Annotated in this window: 18 protein-coding genes and 1 pseudogene; 12 read left to right on the forward strand and 7 right to left on the reverse strand. The window is 43.7% G+C overall.

Translation table 11 applies throughout. The features are described 5' to 3' along the window. Window position 1 precedes the first annotated feature (1 nt). The 3 genes from gpt to rnhA all read right to left on the reverse strand — a co-directional run bounded on the left by gpt (window position 2) and on the right by rnhA (window position 1,607). A complete protein-coding gene (gene gpt / locus Bealeia2_RS00480) occupies window positions 2-448 on the reverse strand; it encodes a xanthine phosphoribosyltransferase (protein WP_331255218.1) in 447 nt (148 codons plus the stop codon). A 40-nt stretch (window positions 449-488) separates the two neighbouring features. Then, window positions 489-1,043, reverse strand: coding sequence for a DedA family protein (locus tag Bealeia2_RS00485; protein ID WP_331255219.1), 555 nt, complete (start codon window positions 1,041-1,043; stop codon window positions 489-491). Between the two features lie 93 nt (window positions 1,044-1,136). Beyond that, complete coding sequence (gene rnhA / locus Bealeia2_RS00490) at window positions 1,137-1,607, reverse strand: ribonuclease HI (RefSeq protein ID WP_331255220.1); 471 nt, start codon at window positions 1,605-1,607, stop codon at window positions 1,137-1,139. Between the two features lie 84 nt (window positions 1,608-1,691). Here rnhA and Bealeia2_RS00495 point away from each other — a divergent pair, with 84 nt between their 5' ends. The 11 genes from Bealeia2_RS00495 to Bealeia2_RS00545 all read left to right on the forward strand — a co-directional run bounded on the left by Bealeia2_RS00495 (window position 1,692) and on the right by Bealeia2_RS00545 (window position 11,172). After that, window positions 1,692-1,937 (forward strand): CDGSH iron-sulfur domain-containing protein, encoded by a 246-nt coding sequence (locus Bealeia2_RS00495; RefSeq protein ID WP_331255221.1) that lies wholly within the window; start codon window positions 1,692-1,694, stop codon window positions 1,935-1,937. A gap of 3 nt (window positions 1,938-1,940) precedes the next feature. Next, window positions 1,941-2,447 (forward strand): hypothetical protein, encoded by a 507-nt coding sequence (locus Bealeia2_RS00500; protein ID WP_331255222.1) that lies wholly within the window; start codon window positions 1,941-1,943, stop codon window positions 2,445-2,447. 365 nt (window positions 2,448-2,812) lie between these two features. After that, entirely contained in the window at window positions 2,813-3,805 is a 993-nt protein-coding gene (gene dusB / locus Bealeia2_RS00505) for a tRNA dihydrouridine synthase DusB (RefSeq protein WP_331255223.1), read from the forward strand. Beyond that, window positions 3,802-4,086 carry a helix-turn-helix domain-containing protein gene (locus Bealeia2_RS00510; RefSeq protein ID WP_331255224.1) on the forward strand — a complete coding sequence of 95 codons (285 nt, stop codon included), beginning with the start codon at window positions 3,802-3,804 and terminating at the stop codon, window positions 4,084-4,086. The genes dusB and Bealeia2_RS00510 overlap by 4 nt, the downstream gene beginning before the upstream one ends. Window positions 4,087-4,257: 171 nt before the next feature. Then, window positions 4,258-4,530 (forward strand): hypothetical protein, encoded by a 273-nt coding sequence (locus tag Bealeia2_RS00515; RefSeq protein WP_331255225.1) that lies wholly within the window; start codon window positions 4,258-4,260, stop codon window positions 4,528-4,530. Between the two features lie 99 nt (window positions 4,531-4,629). Further along, window positions 4,630-4,830, forward strand: a complete 201-nt coding sequence (gene rpmF / locus Bealeia2_RS00520) for a 50S ribosomal protein L32 (protein ID WP_331255226.1) — start codon at window positions 4,630-4,632, stop codon at window positions 4,828-4,830. Between the two features lie 35 nt (window positions 4,831-4,865). Further along, complete coding sequence (plsX, locus tag Bealeia2_RS00525; protein WP_331255227.1) at window positions 4,866-5,900, forward strand: phosphate acyltransferase PlsX; 1,035 nt, start codon at window positions 4,866-4,868, stop codon at window positions 5,898-5,900. Next, window positions 5,897-6,859 (forward strand): beta-ketoacyl-ACP synthase III, encoded by a 963-nt coding sequence (locus Bealeia2_RS00530; protein ID WP_331255228.1) that lies wholly within the window; start codon window positions 5,897-5,899, stop codon window positions 6,857-6,859. Before plsX ends, Bealeia2_RS00530 begins: the two co-directional genes overlap by 4 nt. An 11-nt stretch (window positions 6,860-6,870) precedes the next feature. Then, entirely contained in the window at window positions 6,871-7,866 is a 996-nt protein-coding gene (locus tag Bealeia2_RS00535) for an aspartate-semialdehyde dehydrogenase (RefSeq protein WP_331255229.1), read from the forward strand. Window positions 7,867-8,064: 198 nt separating this feature from the next. Next, a complete protein-coding gene (locus Bealeia2_RS00540; protein WP_331255230.1) occupies window positions 8,065-10,731 on the forward strand; it encodes a valine--tRNA ligase in 2,667 nt (888 codons plus the stop codon). A 6-nt stretch (window positions 10,732-10,737) separates the two neighbouring features. Then, a complete protein-coding gene (locus tag Bealeia2_RS00545) occupies window positions 10,738-11,172 on the forward strand; it encodes a GNAT family N-acetyltransferase (RefSeq protein WP_331255231.1) in 435 nt (144 codons plus the stop codon). Here the strand turns inward: Bealeia2_RS00545 and xth are convergent. Beyond that, entirely contained in the window at window positions 11,161-11,934 is a 774-nt protein-coding gene (gene xth, locus Bealeia2_RS00550) for an exodeoxyribonuclease III (protein ID WP_331255232.1), read from the reverse strand. The two genes, Bealeia2_RS00545 and xth, sit on opposite strands and share 12 nt — an antisense overlap. Window positions 11,935-12,042: 108 nt before the next feature. On the opposite strand from xth, the gene Bealeia2_RS00555 reads away from it, so the two are divergent. Then, window positions 12,043-12,867: a hypothetical protein gene (locus tag Bealeia2_RS00555; protein ID WP_331255233.1), complete on the forward strand. Its 825-nt coding sequence runs from the start codon at window positions 12,043-12,045 to the stop codon at window positions 12,865-12,867. 72 nt (window positions 12,868-12,939) lie between these two features. Here the strand turns inward: Bealeia2_RS00555 and Bealeia2_RS00560 are convergent, their stop codons facing one another. The 3 genes and pseudogenes from Bealeia2_RS00560 to Bealeia2_RS00570 all read right to left on the reverse strand — a co-directional run. Then, window positions 12,940-13,440, reverse strand: coding sequence for an IS630 family transposase (locus Bealeia2_RS00560; RefSeq protein WP_331255951.1), 501 nt, complete (start codon window positions 13,438-13,440; stop codon window positions 12,940-12,942). Window positions 13,441-13,462: 22 nt separating this feature from the next. Continuing rightward, on the reverse strand, window positions 13,463-13,801 hold the full coding sequence (locus Bealeia2_RS00565; protein WP_331255234.1) for an IS630 transposase-related protein: 339 nt from the start codon (window positions 13,799-13,801) through the stop codon (window positions 13,463-13,465). 167 nt (window positions 13,802-13,968) lie between these two features. Beyond that, window positions 13,969-14,592, reverse strand: a pseudogene (locus tag Bealeia2_RS00570) (IS30 family transposase); the annotation flags it as partial. Window positions 14,593-14,693 lie beyond the last annotated feature (101 nt).

The following is a 14,693-nucleotide window of genomic DNA, read 5'->3' on the forward strand; positions in this document are numbered from 1 at the left end:
ATTATTCCTCCCAAGGAAAGACAATCCATGTATCTTGAGAAACTTCCGTCATATAGCTATCGATAGCGTCCTTGCCCAGAGGCTTGGCATAGATAGCTGCAATGTGAGCTTTGGGAAAAAGACGCCGCGCAATTTTGGCGGTTTTTCCTGTATCTGAAAGATCGTCAATGATGAGCCACCCTTCGCCATCATGGTCAATTTGAGGAATTTTGAGAGTTTCTGCATCAACCTGTTGATCGTCTTCATCGCCATAACTGGCAATACATAGTGTATCAATCAAGCGAACCCCAATTTCGCGGGCTACAATGGCAGAGGGCACTAATCCACCGCGCGTAATGGCAATCATACCTCGCCATTTGGCTGTGTCTTTAAGGCGCCATCCTAGAGCTCGCGCATCGCGATAAAATTCTTCCCAAGTGACATAAAAACGATGATCAGATCCGGACATTGAAAGATTCCTCATTGAAAGAAAAAAAGTTAAGAGAAGTTTAGACCTTTGGCAAGGATTTCTTCTTTCGAAAATGAAAATAAAGGTAAATCACCGCACCTGCGCCAATGGCCATGCCTAAAATAATTTTTGGCATCTGATCCAATTGATCCATAAAAAGATGGCCTAGAAAATATCCTGCTGAACAGCTGAGAATCGCCCAGACGGCTGCGGCCAGGACATTATAAATTGCAAAGCGCTTGGGCGGAATTCCGCTCATTCCAATGACAACGGGGCTGATGATACGAATCCCATAAATGAATCTAAAACTCATCATAAAAATGGCATCCCATTTATGGAGAAGTTTAAATGCACGTTCAGCCTTTTCCCTCAATTTTGGGAATTTATCAAGCACGCGCTCGCCATAAGATCTGCCTAGAAAATAAAGGAGTTGGTCCGCAATGAGCGTGCCTATGAATGAAATCATGATGATTTTTGGAAGGGATAAATATCCCTGATGCGCCAAAAAGCCGGCCGTTAAAATCACAGACTCCCCTTCAATGAGAGAACCCAAAAAGACAGCCACATATCCCCAAGTTTGAATAAATTCTTGCATAGAAAATCAATAGAAGTGTTGAGGTATCTTTATGTCATAAACGATTTAGGGAAGAAGTTCAAATAAATCACAATTCGGGTTTCTGAAAAAAGCTCAAGTGTGGTGTGCCAAGGTCTCTAACCCCAGATCAATGGCTTCATTTGCCAATTGATCGACGCGGTCGTTTTCAGGATGGCCGGAATGACCTTTCACCCAATGCCAAGAGATGGTGTGGTTTTGAGAAAGTGCCTCTAATTCCTGCCACAAATCTGCATTGGCAACGGGTTCTTTTTTGCTGTTCTTCCAGCCTTTGGCTTTCCAGCCAGAAATCCATTCCGACATCCCTTTTTTGACATATTGGCTATCCGTATAAAGCTCAATACGTGTAGGTTTTTTCATGGCTTCAATGGCGCGGATGGCGGCCATAAGTTCCATGCGGTTGTTGGTGGTACGTGTTTCAAAGCCGGAGAGTTCTTTTTCAACGCCTTTGTAACGTAAAAGTGCACCCCATCCTCCCGGGCCAGGATTGCCGCGGCAGGCGCCGTCTGTATAAATTTCAACAACGTCAGTGTGATCTTTTTTCATGACGGCAATTTGAACGGCTTCTGCCCTCTTGTCGAGAGACAATTCTTAGACTACGTTTCAAAACATAATTGAAAGGATTATCTCATGCAAGTTCCCCATTGTGCGCAAGCGTCCCCTTATGAAATCGACGTTGAGGCAGGAAAATCTTACTATTGGTGCACCTGTGGGCTTAGTGAAAAGCAGCCTTTTTGTGATGGTGCGCACAAAGGCTCGGGTATGAAATCTCAGTGCTTTACAGCAGAAGCTTCTGGTAAAGTCTGGCTTTGTGGCTGCAAGGCCACAAAAAATCCCCCTTTTTGTGATGGATCCCATAGCGATCTTGGAGATTAACCTATGAAAAAACTCTTATCTCTTTGCCTTTTAAGCGTTCTTTCAGGATGTACGACTGAAACGGCTTCTGAAATCAAATGCCCTAAAATTGTGATTGCCTCTGACCTTAATAAGGCGGTTATGTTTGATCCTGAAGGCGGGGCGCCATTGCTTCGAACTGAAATGGACAGCGTTCGTCCCAAATGCGACATAATGAAGAAAGCTATTGAAATTGACATGGTGTTGCGTATGACAAGCTTTCGGAAAGCCGGCTCTACAAAGCCTCTTCATGGTAATGTCTCTTATTTTGTAGCCGTTGTGGACGGGCAAGATAGGATTCTCAAAGCCTCTGATCATCAAGTGCGAATCGATTTGGATGAGAAAAAATCCAACAAAATTTCTCTCGAACGGATTGAAGAGAAAATCCCTCTTTCCGGATACGAAAATCTGAAAGTAATTTTAGGATTCCACCTTTCTGATGATCAAGTGCTGTTTAATCGTAACGCACGAAACAAAAAAGTGGGAAATTAAAAATAAGCCCCCGGTTTGAAGCCGGGGGCAAACAAGCATCACTATGAAAAATTAGCAACACTCTCTTTCTATACCGCTCGGAAATGAAGAAGCCTTATTAATCAGAGGAGTGAACGAAACAACCTTTGTAATTCAATAAAATTTTATGTATAAACAAGGCATGAAAATTGAACTGACAAATAAAGAAAAACAAGATCTAGAATTTCAGCACAGTAAAGAAAGAGATCGCCGTGTGGCTGATCGCATGAGAGTGTTCAACTAACTGTGTCAGCGGTTAACTATATGAACTCCTACACGATAAAAAACTTGCTTTGAAATTAGAGAATGTGTAGTTTTTTCACGTATTCATAAGGTGTATTTTTAAAATGACAATTCAAGTTGGAAATATCAATCTTAAAGGACGCGTCATTTTAGCGCCGATGTCTGGTGTGACTGATATGCCATTTCGTAGGCTTGTCAAAGCGCATGGAGCCTCTCTTGTGATTTCTGAGATGATCGCCAGCCAAGCTATGATTCGTCTTACCCGCCAATCTTTACGAATGTCCTCCCATGTTCCTGAGGAATTCCCCATGTCCGTACAACTTGCTGGGTGCGAACCTGAAGTCATGGGTGAGGCTGCAAAACTCAATGTCGATCGTGGAGCCCAGATCATTGATATTAATATGGGGTGTCCTGTTAAAAAGGTCGTCAATGGTCATGCGGGATCATCACTCATGCGGGATGAAACTCTTGCCGCCAAAATTTTGGAAGCGACTGTCAAAGCTGTGAATGTCCCCGTGACGTTAAAAATGCGAACAGGATGGGATGATAAAAATCGCAACGCCCCCCGTTTGGCCAAAATCGCTGAAGACTTAGGTGTTCAAATGATTACCATTCATGGTCGCACGCGCTGCCAACTGTATAATGGCCGTGCGGATTGGTCCTTTATTCAAAGTGTAAAAGATGCCGTGAAAATTCCCGTGATTGGAAATGGAGATGTTGTCACAGAAGAAGACGCCCAAAATCTTCTCAAACAATCTGGCGCTGATGGTGTGATGGTAGGACGCGGCGCCTATGGCCGTCCTTGGTTTTTAAATCAAATTGATCATTATTTAAAAACAGGTGAGAAACTTCCCGACCCCGGACTTTCGGAAAAAAAAGACATAATGTTGGCACATTTTGATGATATGATGTTGCATTATGGCGAAGAGACAGGTATTCGCATGGCAAGGAAGCACATGGCGTGGTATTCTAAAGGCCTTCCGTCTTCTGCTGACTTTCGGGTGGCTGTGAATCAAGCAGCACTTCCCCAAAACGTTCGAGATTTAATTCAGTCATATTTTGATCCTCTCCTCGAGAGTCAAGAAAGGAGTTTATGAAACCGACAACACATTTTTCCACTTTACCAGAAGGTGGCCTCAGGCTCGCCGTTGAGCGATTTATAAAACACTATTTTGACCTTCATGGCGACCATGATTATGGCTCAGGGCTTTATGCGCAAGTTCTCCAAGAGGTTGAAATTCCCCTTATTACAGAAACATTAAAAGCAACAAAAGGTAATCAATTAAGAGCCGCACATATCTTGGGCCTCAATCGAAATACCTTACGCAAAAAAATTAAAGGGTTAAAAATTGAGTTAGGGTTTTTGGATAAAAGTTAATCCCTTCTGGTGAATTCACATCCAATCAAAATGGATATAAATGACACGTATTTTCTAAGAAAATCCCAACACACCCAATTAATTACAAATACACCTTTCCTTATGGGCAATTGAAAAAATTGATTTTTTGAATAAAATCATGTAGTCTTAAATATAAGCTGGGGGATGTTTATGAAAAATCAAAATGAAATTCGCGAGAAATTATTAGAAGACTTGGAGGAAACTTATATACGCGCCACAGAAAAGGGGAATTATTCTGCGGCCCTTAAAGCCAAAGAGCTCATTGGAAAAGAAATGGGATTTTTTGAAGGCGGAAAAAAGGGGGCTAAAATAACTTCCCTTAAAGAAATGGATCTCAAAACCCTCTCAGATCAAGATCTTGAACAATTGATTTCAACCCTTCAAGAGGTCATTTCTCAAATGGAAACAGAGCTTGAAAAATAAGTTTTTAAACTTCTTCACCAAAACACTTGCTGAAAAGAGAGTTTTCGTTTAATAAGCCATACTAAATCATCATATCCTGAAGAGTAAGGTAGGTTTAAAATGGCTGTTCCAAAGAGAAAAACAAGTCCGTCACGTCGCGGAATGCGTCGAGCACATGACTTTTTGAAAGTGCCCGCAGCGGCTGAATGTTCCAACTGTGGAAATATGAAGCTTCCCCATCACATTTGCCAAAGTTGCGGCCATTATAAAGGTCGCCAGGTTTTTCACGACAAAGCGTCTGAAACATCCAAAGTTTTATAGTTTTTTAGTAAATCACTGAGAAGAAGGGGTGGAGTGTGGGCGTCACTCTTGCAGTCGATGGAATGGGCGGAGATCAAGCACCTCAAATGGTGGTAGATGGTCTTGCGCTCGCCTCAATTCGGTATCCAACAACCTCTTTTATCCTTTTTGGGGATGAGAAAACTTTAAGCGCCCTTGTGGCGTTGCATTCTCATCTCAAAGATCATGTCACCATTGTGCACACTGATGAAGTTGTGACTTCTGAGATGAAACCCAGTGCGGCTATCCGCGGACTTCCTCAATCAAGCATGCGTTTGGCTATTAAAGCCGTTGCTGAGGGCAAGGCTCAAGGTGTTGTCTCTGCAGGCAATACAGGCGCCTATATGGCCCTTGCTAAAATGGTTCTCAAAACCCTTCCTGGAATTGAACGCCCAGCCTTGGCCAGCCTTGTTCCCACCCTCAAAAGCGAAAGCGTGATGCTGGATTTAGGCGCTAATGTGGAATGCAATGCGCGTAATTTAGAACAGTTTGCCTTAATGGGCGTTATGTTTGCTCGCTATGTTTTAAGTCTTTGTAAGCCCAAGGTTGGCGTTTTGAACGTAGGCTCTGAGGAAATGAAGGGTCACGCTTATGTGAAAGAGGCGGCCGATCTTATTCGCGCTGGCTCCATTGGCAGCTCTTTCCATGGATTTATTGAAGGTGATGATATCACCAAAGGTACAGTTGATGTAATTGTCACCGATGGATTTACAGGAAACGTTGTTTTGAAATCCGGTGAAGGTGTCATGCAATTGGCAATGACTTACGTGCGCGAAGGATTCAAAAATTCTATTTTTGCAAGTTTAGGTTATTTCCTTGCCCGTCCCATGCTTGAGAAATTAAAATCCAGACTGGACCATCGCCGTTATAATGGTGGTATTTGGCTGGGACTCAATGGCGTTGCCATTAAAAGCCACGGTGGAACAGATGCTCTCGGGTTTTCCCATGCAATTGCCTTGGCTATTGATATGGTGACTTCGGGCGTAAACGAGCACATCGTTGCAGAGTTCAAATCAGAAGAGGCTCACCTCAAGAAAAAGGCCGCTGTATGACGTTGCGTTCTGTTGTGTGTGGTACGGGAAGTTATCTTCCTCAAAAGTGTTTAACCAATTACGAGTTGCCGGCTCATCTTGAGACATCTCATGAATGGATTATGGAACGCACCGGAATTGCAGCCCGACATATTGCAGCTCCCAATGAAACAACCTCAGCTCTGGCGGTGAAGGCTGCCTTAAAAGCACTTGAAGCCGCAGGAATGGATCCGCAAGACATTGATCTCATTATTTTAGGAACTTGTACGCCGGACAATACCTTTCCCTCAACAGCAACCCTCATTCAATCACGTTTGGGTATTCACAAAGGCTTTGCTTTTGATGTGAATGCGGCATGTAGCGGTTTTGTCTTTGCACTCGCAACTGCAGACAATTATCTCAAAAACGGCATGGCCACAAAAGCCCTTGTGATTGGTGCGGAAACCATGACTAGAATAGTCGATTGGAAGGATCGCACTACAGCCGTTCTTTTTGGAGATGGCGCAGGTGCTGTTGTTTTAGAAGCTCAAAAAGATACAGATCGTGGAATTATTGGAAGCCTTCTCCGAACTGACGGCCAAGGTTATGATCAACTTTACGTGACAGGTGGACCTAGTACAACGCAAACTGCCGGAACCATTTACATGAATGGCCGTGATGTCTTTAAAAATGCTGTACATTGCCTTGAAGAAGCCGTTGAGGATATTTTAAAACTTTATCATACCGACCAATCTGAAATTGATTGGCTCGTGCCCCATCAGGCGAATAAGCGCATCATTGATGCCACTGCAAAGAAACTCAATCTTTCAGATGAGAAAGTTGTCCACACTGGATCTCTCCACGCAAATACTTCCGCTGCCTCCATCCCCTTGGCGCTGGATACTGCGGTTCGGGACGGTCGCATTAAGCCGGGCCAATTAATTCTTTGCGAAGCTTTTGCCGGCGGCTATGCTTGGGGTTCTAATTTAATTCGCATGTAAGAGAGGTTATCATGGGTTTTCGTATTGCCGTCATTGGTGCAACCGGCAATGTCGGGCGTGAGGTTTTGTCGACTCTGGCTGAACTTGAGTTTCCAGTAGAAAAACTCCATGCTGTGGCCTCCTCCAGATCTTTGGGATCTCAAGTTTCATTTGGCGAAGATGATGTTTTAACTGTTGAGTCTATTGAGAGTTTCTCATTTAAAGGAATTGATCTGGCATTCTTCTGCACCGATAGCAAAGTCTCAGAAACTTATATCCCCAAAGCCCTTGAAAAAGGGTGCAAGGTGATCGACAAATCAACTGCTTTTCGGATGAAATCGGACGTGCCTTTGGTGGTGCCTGAGGTGAATGGCGATATTTTAAATGCGGACATTCAACTGGTGGCCAATCCCAATTGTGTTGTGATTCCCGTTGTTATGGCTTTAAAGGCGTTTGAAGAGCCGGGCCTTAAGCGGGTAGTTCTCTCAACCTATCAATCGGTTTCAGGCGCCGGACGCGAGGCTATGGACGAGCTTTTCAATCAAACGCGTGCTGTTTACGTGAACGATGTTTCAAAACCCGAACATTTCCCCAAACCCATTGCTTTTAATGTGATCCCTCAAATTGGCAACATCAACACCCACGGTCACACATCTGAAGAAGTGAAAATTAGGGAAGAAACTCAAAAAATTCTCTCAACAGAATTACCGATGGCTGTCACTTGCGTACGTGTGCCTGTTTTCATCGGTCACAGCATCTCGGTAGCCGTTGAATTTGAGTCCCCCTTAGCTCTCGGGGAAGCCTTAAGTCTTTTCCGCGAGATGCCGGGCCTTTCCATCGTTGATCATCGTGTAGATGGTGGGTATGTGACCCCTACGGAATGTGTAGGCGAAGACAATGTCTTCATTAGCCGCGTCCGCCAAGACAAAAGCGTTGAGAATGGACTTCTTTTCTGGCTTGTTGCTGATAACTTAAGAAAAGGTGCCGCCCTCAATGCGGTTCAAATCGCAGAAAAATGGTTGGGGTGAAAAAACGTCATTGAGGCAACTCTCAATTGCCACACCCTAAGATCTGCAATGATGAAACAATAAGCCTAGTCATTTACGCGGCAGAGGTCCGCGCGCACAAAACTTGAAACCCGAAAAGTATTTTGAGATGTCTCTCTTGAAAATATCGTGTATACCTGGGGTCAGATGACTCAATTTGAACTGTGAAGTGTGCTCACAATGTTAGACAAAACTTATTCTCCTGCAACGCTTGAAGATAAATTTTATGATGCTTGGGAAAAATCTGGTGTCATGGAATGCGGCCGAAAGCCAGAGGCTCAGCCTTTCACGCTCATGATGCCGCCCCCCAATGTGACGGGGCGCCTGCATATTGGGCACGCCCTCACCTTTTCCCTGCAAGATTTTCTGGTGCGTTATTATCGCATGAAGGGACGGGATGTTCTCTATCAACCGGGCACGGATCATGCCGGAATTGCCACTCAAATGATGGTGGAGCGCGAACTTCAAAAAGAAGGCAAAACTCGTCACGATCTCGGGCGCGCTGAGTTTTTAAAACGCGTGTGGCAATGGAAAGAAGAATCTGGAAATACAATTGTCACACAATTAAAAAAATTGGGAGCAAGCCCCGATTGGAAGCGGGAACGGTTTACCCTAGATGAAGGTTTGAGTCATGCGGTTCGTAAAGTCTTCGTCGATCTTTATAACCAAAAATTAATTTACAAAGACAAACGCCTTGTGAACTGGGACGCTGTTTTGCAAACAGCCGTCTCCGATCTAGAAGTTGAGAACAAGGATTCAAAATCAAACCTTTGGGTCATTGCGTATCCTTTGGAAGATGAAAAAGATAAATTCATCCACGTGGCCACAACCCGTCCTGAAACGCTTTTAGGCGACGTCGCAGTGGCTGTTCATCCTGAGGACGAACGCTATAAAAATTGGATTGGAAAACGTGTGCATTTGCCGCTCACGAATCGCCTGATTCCAATTGTGGGGGATATTCATGCTGACCCAGAAAAGGGTACCGGCGCAGTTAAAATCACACCGGCTCATGACTTTAATGATTTTGAAGTAGGAAAACGCCAGGGTTTGCCTATGATTAATATCATGGATTCTTATGCGCGCTTGAATGAAAATGTCCCTGAGGTCTATCAAGGTCTGGATCGTGAGTCCGCACGCAAGAAGGTTTTGGAAGATCTTGAAGAACAAGGTCTTTTGATTGAGATCCAAGAAACGCAAAATACACTTCCTTATAGTGAACGTTCCGGGGTTTTGATCGAGCCTTGGCTCACGGATCAATGGTATGTGGATGCCCATACTTTGGCGCAACCCGCTCTTAAAGGGGTACGGGAAGGGAAAACAACCTTTACGCCAGATTTTTGGGACAAAACGTACTTTGATTGGCTTGAAAATATTCAACCTTGGTGCATCTCACGTCAGTTGTGGTGGGGACATCAGATTCCCGCCTGGTACGGACCTGATGGCCATGCCTTTGTTGCCATGAATGAAGAAGAAGCTCAAAATCAAGCACAAATTCATTATGGAAAAACTCTATCCTTAACTCAAGATGAAGACGTTTTGGATACGTGGTTTTCCTCTGGTCTCTGGCCGTTTTCAACATTAGGATGGCCTAAAGAAACGTCAGAATTCAAACGCTATTATCCAACAGATGTTCTGATTACAGGTCATGATATTCTCTTCTTTTGGGTGGCCCGCATGATGATGATGGGACTTCATTTTACAGGTGAAGTTCCATTTAAAAAGGTTTGCATGCATGCTTTGGTTCGCGATGAAAAAGGACAAAAAATGTCTAAGACCAAGGGCAATGTCGTAGATCCGCTTGAGATGATCGAACAATACGGTGCGGACGCCATGCGTTTTAGTTTGGCCACATTGGCTGCTCCCGGACGTGATCTCAAATTCTCAAAAACCTTTGTTGAGGGTGCCCGAAATTTTGCTACAAAACTTTGGAATGCGGCCCGCTATTGCGAAATGAATGCCAGCACCTATCAGTCAGATTTTGTACCAAGTTCTGTAACTCTTCCTTTGAACCAATGGATCATCAAAAGCGTGGATGATTTGGGATTCAAAGTCGGTGAGGCCATTGAAACTTTTCGCTTTAACGAGGCATCTCAGTCCCTTTATCAATTTATTTGGGGCACGTTTTGTGATTGGTATTTAGAATTTTCAAAACCCTATTTACAGGACGAATCCGCGCCCGAACGTGCCGAAACACAAGCCACAATCGCATGGGTTTTGGATCGCTTGCTGCGGATGCTTCACCCCTTCATGCCTTATGTGACAGAGGCCCTGTGGCAGCATTTGCACGTAACTGAAGACCTTCTGGCAGGATCAAGTTGGCCTGAAGAGCCCGTTCGTTTTATCCAAGATGTGACCCCTGCTTTTGAGGATATCTCTTGGATTATCGAAGTGATTTCCGAAATCCGGAGTTTGCGTGCAGAGATGAATATTTCTCCAGCCGCAAAACTGCTTTTGAAAATCTATGATGCGGGTCCTGAAGTCCACCGCAGAGCCCGTGATTTTGAAGCACTTCTTCTTCGTTTAGCTCGACTTGAACACCTTGAAGTTTTCTCAGAGCATGCACAAAACGGAGATACCAAAGGGGCAGTACAAGCTCTCGTCAACGACGCCAGTCTCATTATTCCCCTTCACGGTGCCATCAACATTGAGGCCGAAATGGCACGTCTTCAAAAGGAGATCCTGAAATTAGATTCCGAACATCAAGGACTCTCAGGTCGTCTCAATAACCCAAGCTTCATCGAGCGTGCTCCTGAAGACGTTGTGAATGAAGCCAAAGGGCGGCTGGATGAAATTAACCTTCGCAAGGGCAAATTGAACTTGGCTTTAACAAGGTTGAGTGTTTCGTAAAAAACGATGGTGATCAAAAATTTTAATGAGCTCTCTTTAAGCGAACTCTATTCCATTTTAAAATTGCGGCAAGATGTTTTTGTCCGCGAGCAAGACTGTATTTTTGAGGATATTGATCTCAAAGATCAAGATGCCATTCATCTTTTACAAAAAGAGGGAGACATCCTTCACGCCTATGCGCGCCTTCTTTTTGAAGAAGATAAAATTACCATCAGCCGCATTGTAACCCCTCTGCACCTTCGAGATCAGGGAATTGGAAAGGCCTTTATTCTCAAGATTATTGACTATGTACGGGAAAATTATTCCACCTTTAGAATCCGCATTGATGCCCAAACCCGCCTTGAGAAATTTTATGAAAAACTGGGATTCAAGACCGTGGGGCCAGAGTTCTATTTTGAGGGAGACCCTATACTTCACGTCCCGATGGAATTAGAGTTTTAACTCACACCATACCGGGGCATGATCGGAAGCTTTTTCCCAACCACGCGGGCCTTTATTCACTTCACAATTTTTTAAAACATCTGCCGCCTGGGGTGAGAGAAAAAGATGATCAATCCGAAGCCCTTTATTCGAAGGCCAAGAGACTCCCCGATAATCCCACCAGGTATAAAGATTCTCTTCATCGGGATACAAATCCCGCAAAGCGTCTGTGAATCCTAAATAAAGAAGACGTCTTAAATGTTCGCGCTCAGGTGTGGAGCACAGAATTTTTTCATGCCAACTTTTGGGGTCATAAACATCGAGATCTTGAGGAGCTACGTTATAATCGCCCCCCATTACAAACTTTTCATCATAAGACAAAAGGGTTTGGGCATGTCGGGTTAATAGGTCCAAAAACTTTAACTTATAGGCATATTTGTCTGTACCCGGTGCCTCACCATTGGGGACATAAACGGAGGCCACACGCACGCCATTTGTCACCGCCTCAATATAGCGTGCTTGGGAATCTTCATCGTTTTCAGGAATCCCTCTTTGAATATCCTCAAGAGGATATTTTGAGAAAATTGCGACCCCATTAAAGGTTTTTTGACCCCAAATAGCGATGTTGTATCCTAGCGTTTCAATCTCCTCGATGGGGACCTGTTCTTCAAGCGCTTTGAGTTCTTGCAATAACACAACATCAGGTTGATCGTCTTTTAGGACTTGAAGAAGATGTTCAAGTCTTGACCTTATAGAATTCACATTCCATGTCATAATTTTCATTTTTTATTTTCCTATTGTTTTAATAATCATAAAATTTAATCAATTTTTAAACTATTTCACGCTATAATAAAATCATATAGAATCTTTTGGTTAAATTGGAGGTCTAAAATGGAACAAAATTTTAAAATCTGGCAAACTTCAAGGGAATCCTTTGGATTTGTCTATCATAACTTCGGTGCGTGGATGAAATTGGCATCTGCTCCCCTTCTCATCATGATCATTGCAGGACTTCTTGTTTTTGCCATGGGCGGCACAGCCCAGTATGCCATGGGAAATGAGGCGGGAAATGTTGCGGGTGTCAACATGGAAATGGCTGGCGCTGGCATTGGGATTCTCCTCGTTTCTATTATTGGGAGCATTATCGCATTTCTAATTTTTGCGGTGAATGCTTATCGCTATGCTATGTTTCAAGAAGGCGGTGAGAAATGGCTGGAATTTCGATTTGATCACTATATGTGGAAAGTCTTTAAATTCTCCATTGTAGTCTCATTGATTCTCATGCTTGTAGGAGGCGTTGGTGCCGGGGCTGTCTTTTTGATTGGAAGCATGGGAATAGGATTATTAACAGGGGTTGTCGGGGCAGTTGTTGCACTTTTTGTGTTTTATCTGGCTATGCGAATGAGCTTTGTGATCCCTTTTGCAGCCATTGGTATTGAAAAACCTATTAAAGTCAGCATGGAAATCTCAAAAGGAAAAGTCTTGCGGTTATTGGGACTTGTAATCGTTCTTGGACTTTTATTTTTCCTTCTTTCCTTTGTCGTTATGTTTGTCCTAGGATTGACTGCAGGACTGATGGCCGTATCACAAGTCCTTATCGTTCAAAGTACGGGTGCTGTTCTTATGATTATTGGGCAAGCGCTTGTGAGCCTTTATACACAAGGTGTTATGATGACAGCTATTGTTTTGGCTTATAAAAAGATTGCGGGAAAGTAAGTGTACGGGTTCATATCAAATGAGACTCAAGAGGCCTCGAGAATATGAGAGTTAATATATAGTACTTCTCCATTATATGGATAGACATTGGCTGAGGAGTTTATCAAGGAGTTGATGAAGGTTTTCTGGGTTTTGCTGGACGAGGGGGCGGAGGATGGATTTGATTTTGTGCCACCAATGTTCGATAGGATTGAGGTCAGGAGAGTCAGTTGGGAGAAAGAGGAGATGGCAGCGAAATTTCTCAATCAAATCTTTCGTTTTTGGCGATTTATGAAAGGCGGCATTGTCCATAATCAGGGTGGTATTTTTTGATAAACCCGGCAATAAAACCTCCTCAAGCCAAGCATTAAAAAGATCTGCATGACATCCACCTTGAAAGGTGAAAGGCGCCACGAACGCACCCTTCATGAGACCGCCAATGATACTGACATGCTCTCTTTTTTGGCCCGGGATCTCCGCGTAAACCTTTTGTCCGCGCGGCGCCCAGGCATGCTCTCGATAAAGGCGATTATCAATCCCAGCTTCATCAATCCACACGATTGTTTCAGGATCTATTTTCTCAAGCTGTTTTATAAATTCGGCCCGCTTGTCTTCGTTACGTTCTTTGTAAAGCGTCGTCTTTTTTTCGTGTAATGTTTAAACGTTTAAGCCATTTACTCACGTTTTGGAATCTCAACCCCAAAGCTTCGGCGATTTGTTTGAGCGTATGATCCGGATTTTGAGCGACGTAGTCTCTGAGTTTTTGCTCATCGACTTTACGCGGATAAGAAGTGCGTTTTTTCGGTTTAATATCCCCTTGTTTATGAAGACATATCCATCGATAGATCGTGGCTTCTCCAACGTTAAAAACCTTTGCAGCCTCCCGCTTACGGCCGCCGCTCGTAATGTAGGAGATGACCTTTTTCCGCAGGTCTTCCGAATATGCTTTTACCATTCCCTCCTTATACCTAAACTTTTCCTAAAAATCTATCTATTTATAGGGGAAGGACTATATAATACACGTTTCAGGCACCATTAGTCAAAGTTTTAAAGTAAAGCCAGTGGTTCGTGAATACGACCTTTTGAAGGCAAATTTTATCACATGGAAAAACACCTGTGGATTCAAGGATGAGGTGCAATGCCCTTATTGAATAAGAAGACAATAGCGCGATTCAGGTGGCTTGCCAATGACTCAAGTGGAGATTTTCCATTCAACACCTTCCTTGGCATGAGGTTATGTCCCAGCACAATTTGCTCCAGTTCCTCCTCAGGCATATTCAACAGATCGGTTTTGCGTGGGAGATCACGCCTAAATCTTCCATTCATATTTTCAATGCCTCCTTTCTGCCACGAAGAATAGACATCGCAAAAGTAGGTTGGAACTCCAAGCTGCTGTGTGATTTCCTTGTGTTTCGCAAATTCCATCCCATTGTCAAAAGTGACGGATTTTAAAAGGTTGTCAGGAAGACTTTTAAAGAAGCACAAGAGAGCAGCTATTGTCTCAGAGGCTGTTTTGCTTGCGAGCTTAATCGCAACAGTATAGCGTGTCACTCGTTCATGAACCACCAGCATGTGCTGTGAGTTTCCTCGAAAAGACATCAGGTCCGCTTCCCAGTGACCCACTTCTTTTCGAGCCTCCACGACCTCAGGCCTGTCATGAATAGAGGTGCGATCAGGTATACGCCCTCTATGGACTCTTTTCCGTCGCCCTCTACGCGCATGGCAGCAAGGAAGAAACTTATAAAGAAAGGCCATTGCATAATTAATAAAAATTCCAACTGAGGTCCTGAAAAGCTAATTTTTGAGTTTTTTAAATTGAGGGGGATGATATTTTTCTTCGTCTCTTT

The sequence above is a fragment of the Candidatus Bealeia paramacronuclearis genome (assembly GCF_035607555.1).
GTDB classification, from domain to species: domain Bacteria; phylum Pseudomonadota; class Alphaproteobacteria; order UBA9655; family UBA9655; genus Bealeia; species Bealeia paramacronuclearis.

Bases quoted from the DNA above. Each gene is read 5' to 3' on its own strand.
- gpt (WP_331255218.1), bottom strand. From the start codon at position 448: ATGTCCGGATCTGATCATCGTTTTTATGTCACTTGGGAAGAATTTTAT.
- Bealeia2_RS00485 (WP_331255219.1), bottom strand. From the start codon at position 1,043: ATGCAAGAATTTATTCAAACTTGGGGATATGTGGCTGTCTTTTTGGGT.
- rnhA (WP_331255220.1), bottom strand. From the start codon at position 1,607: ATGAAAAAAGATCACACTGACGTTGTTGAAATTTATACAGACGGCGCC.
- Bealeia2_RS00495 (WP_331255221.1), top strand. From the start codon at position 1,692: ATGCAAGTTCCCCATTGTGCGCAAGCGTCCCCTTATGAAATCGACGTT.
- Bealeia2_RS00500 (WP_331255222.1), top strand. From the start codon at position 1,941: ATGAAAAAACTCTTATCTCTTTGCCTTTTAAGCGTTCTTTCAGGATGT.
- dusB (WP_331255223.1), top strand. From the start codon at position 2,813: ATGACAATTCAAGTTGGAAATATCAATCTTAAAGGACGCGTCATTTTA.
- Bealeia2_RS00510 (WP_331255224.1), top strand. From the start codon at position 3,802: ATGAAACCGACAACACATTTTTCCACTTTACCAGAAGGTGGCCTCAGG.
- Bealeia2_RS00515 (WP_331255225.1), top strand. From the start codon at position 4,258: ATGAAAAATCAAAATGAAATTCGCGAGAAATTATTAGAAGACTTGGAG.
- rpmF (WP_331255226.1), top strand. From the start codon at position 4,630: ATGGCTGTTCCAAAGAGAAAAACAAGTCCGTCACGTCGCGGAATGCGT.
- Bealeia2_RS00530 (WP_331255228.1), top strand. From the start codon at position 5,897: ATGACGTTGCGTTCTGTTGTGTGTGGTACGGGAAGTTATCTTCCTCAA.
- Bealeia2_RS00535 (WP_331255229.1), top strand. From the start codon at position 6,871: ATGGGTTTTCGTATTGCCGTCATTGGTGCAACCGGCAATGTCGGGCGT.
- Bealeia2_RS00540 (WP_331255230.1), top strand. From the start codon at position 8,065: ATGTTAGACAAAACTTATTCTCCTGCAACGCTTGAAGATAAATTTTAT.
- Bealeia2_RS00545 (WP_331255231.1), top strand. From the start codon at position 10,738: ATGGTGATCAAAAATTTTAATGAGCTCTCTTTAAGCGAACTCTATTCC.
- xth (WP_331255232.1), bottom strand. From the start codon at position 11,934: ATGAAAATTATGACATGGAATGTGAATTCTATAAGGTCAAGACTTGAA.
- Bealeia2_RS00555 (WP_331255233.1), top strand. From the start codon at position 12,043: ATGGAACAAAATTTTAAAATCTGGCAAACTTCAAGGGAATCCTTTGGA.
- Bealeia2_RS00565 (WP_331255234.1), bottom strand. From the start codon at position 13,801: ATGGTAAAAGCATATTCGGAAGACCTGCGGAAAAAGGTCATCTCCTAC.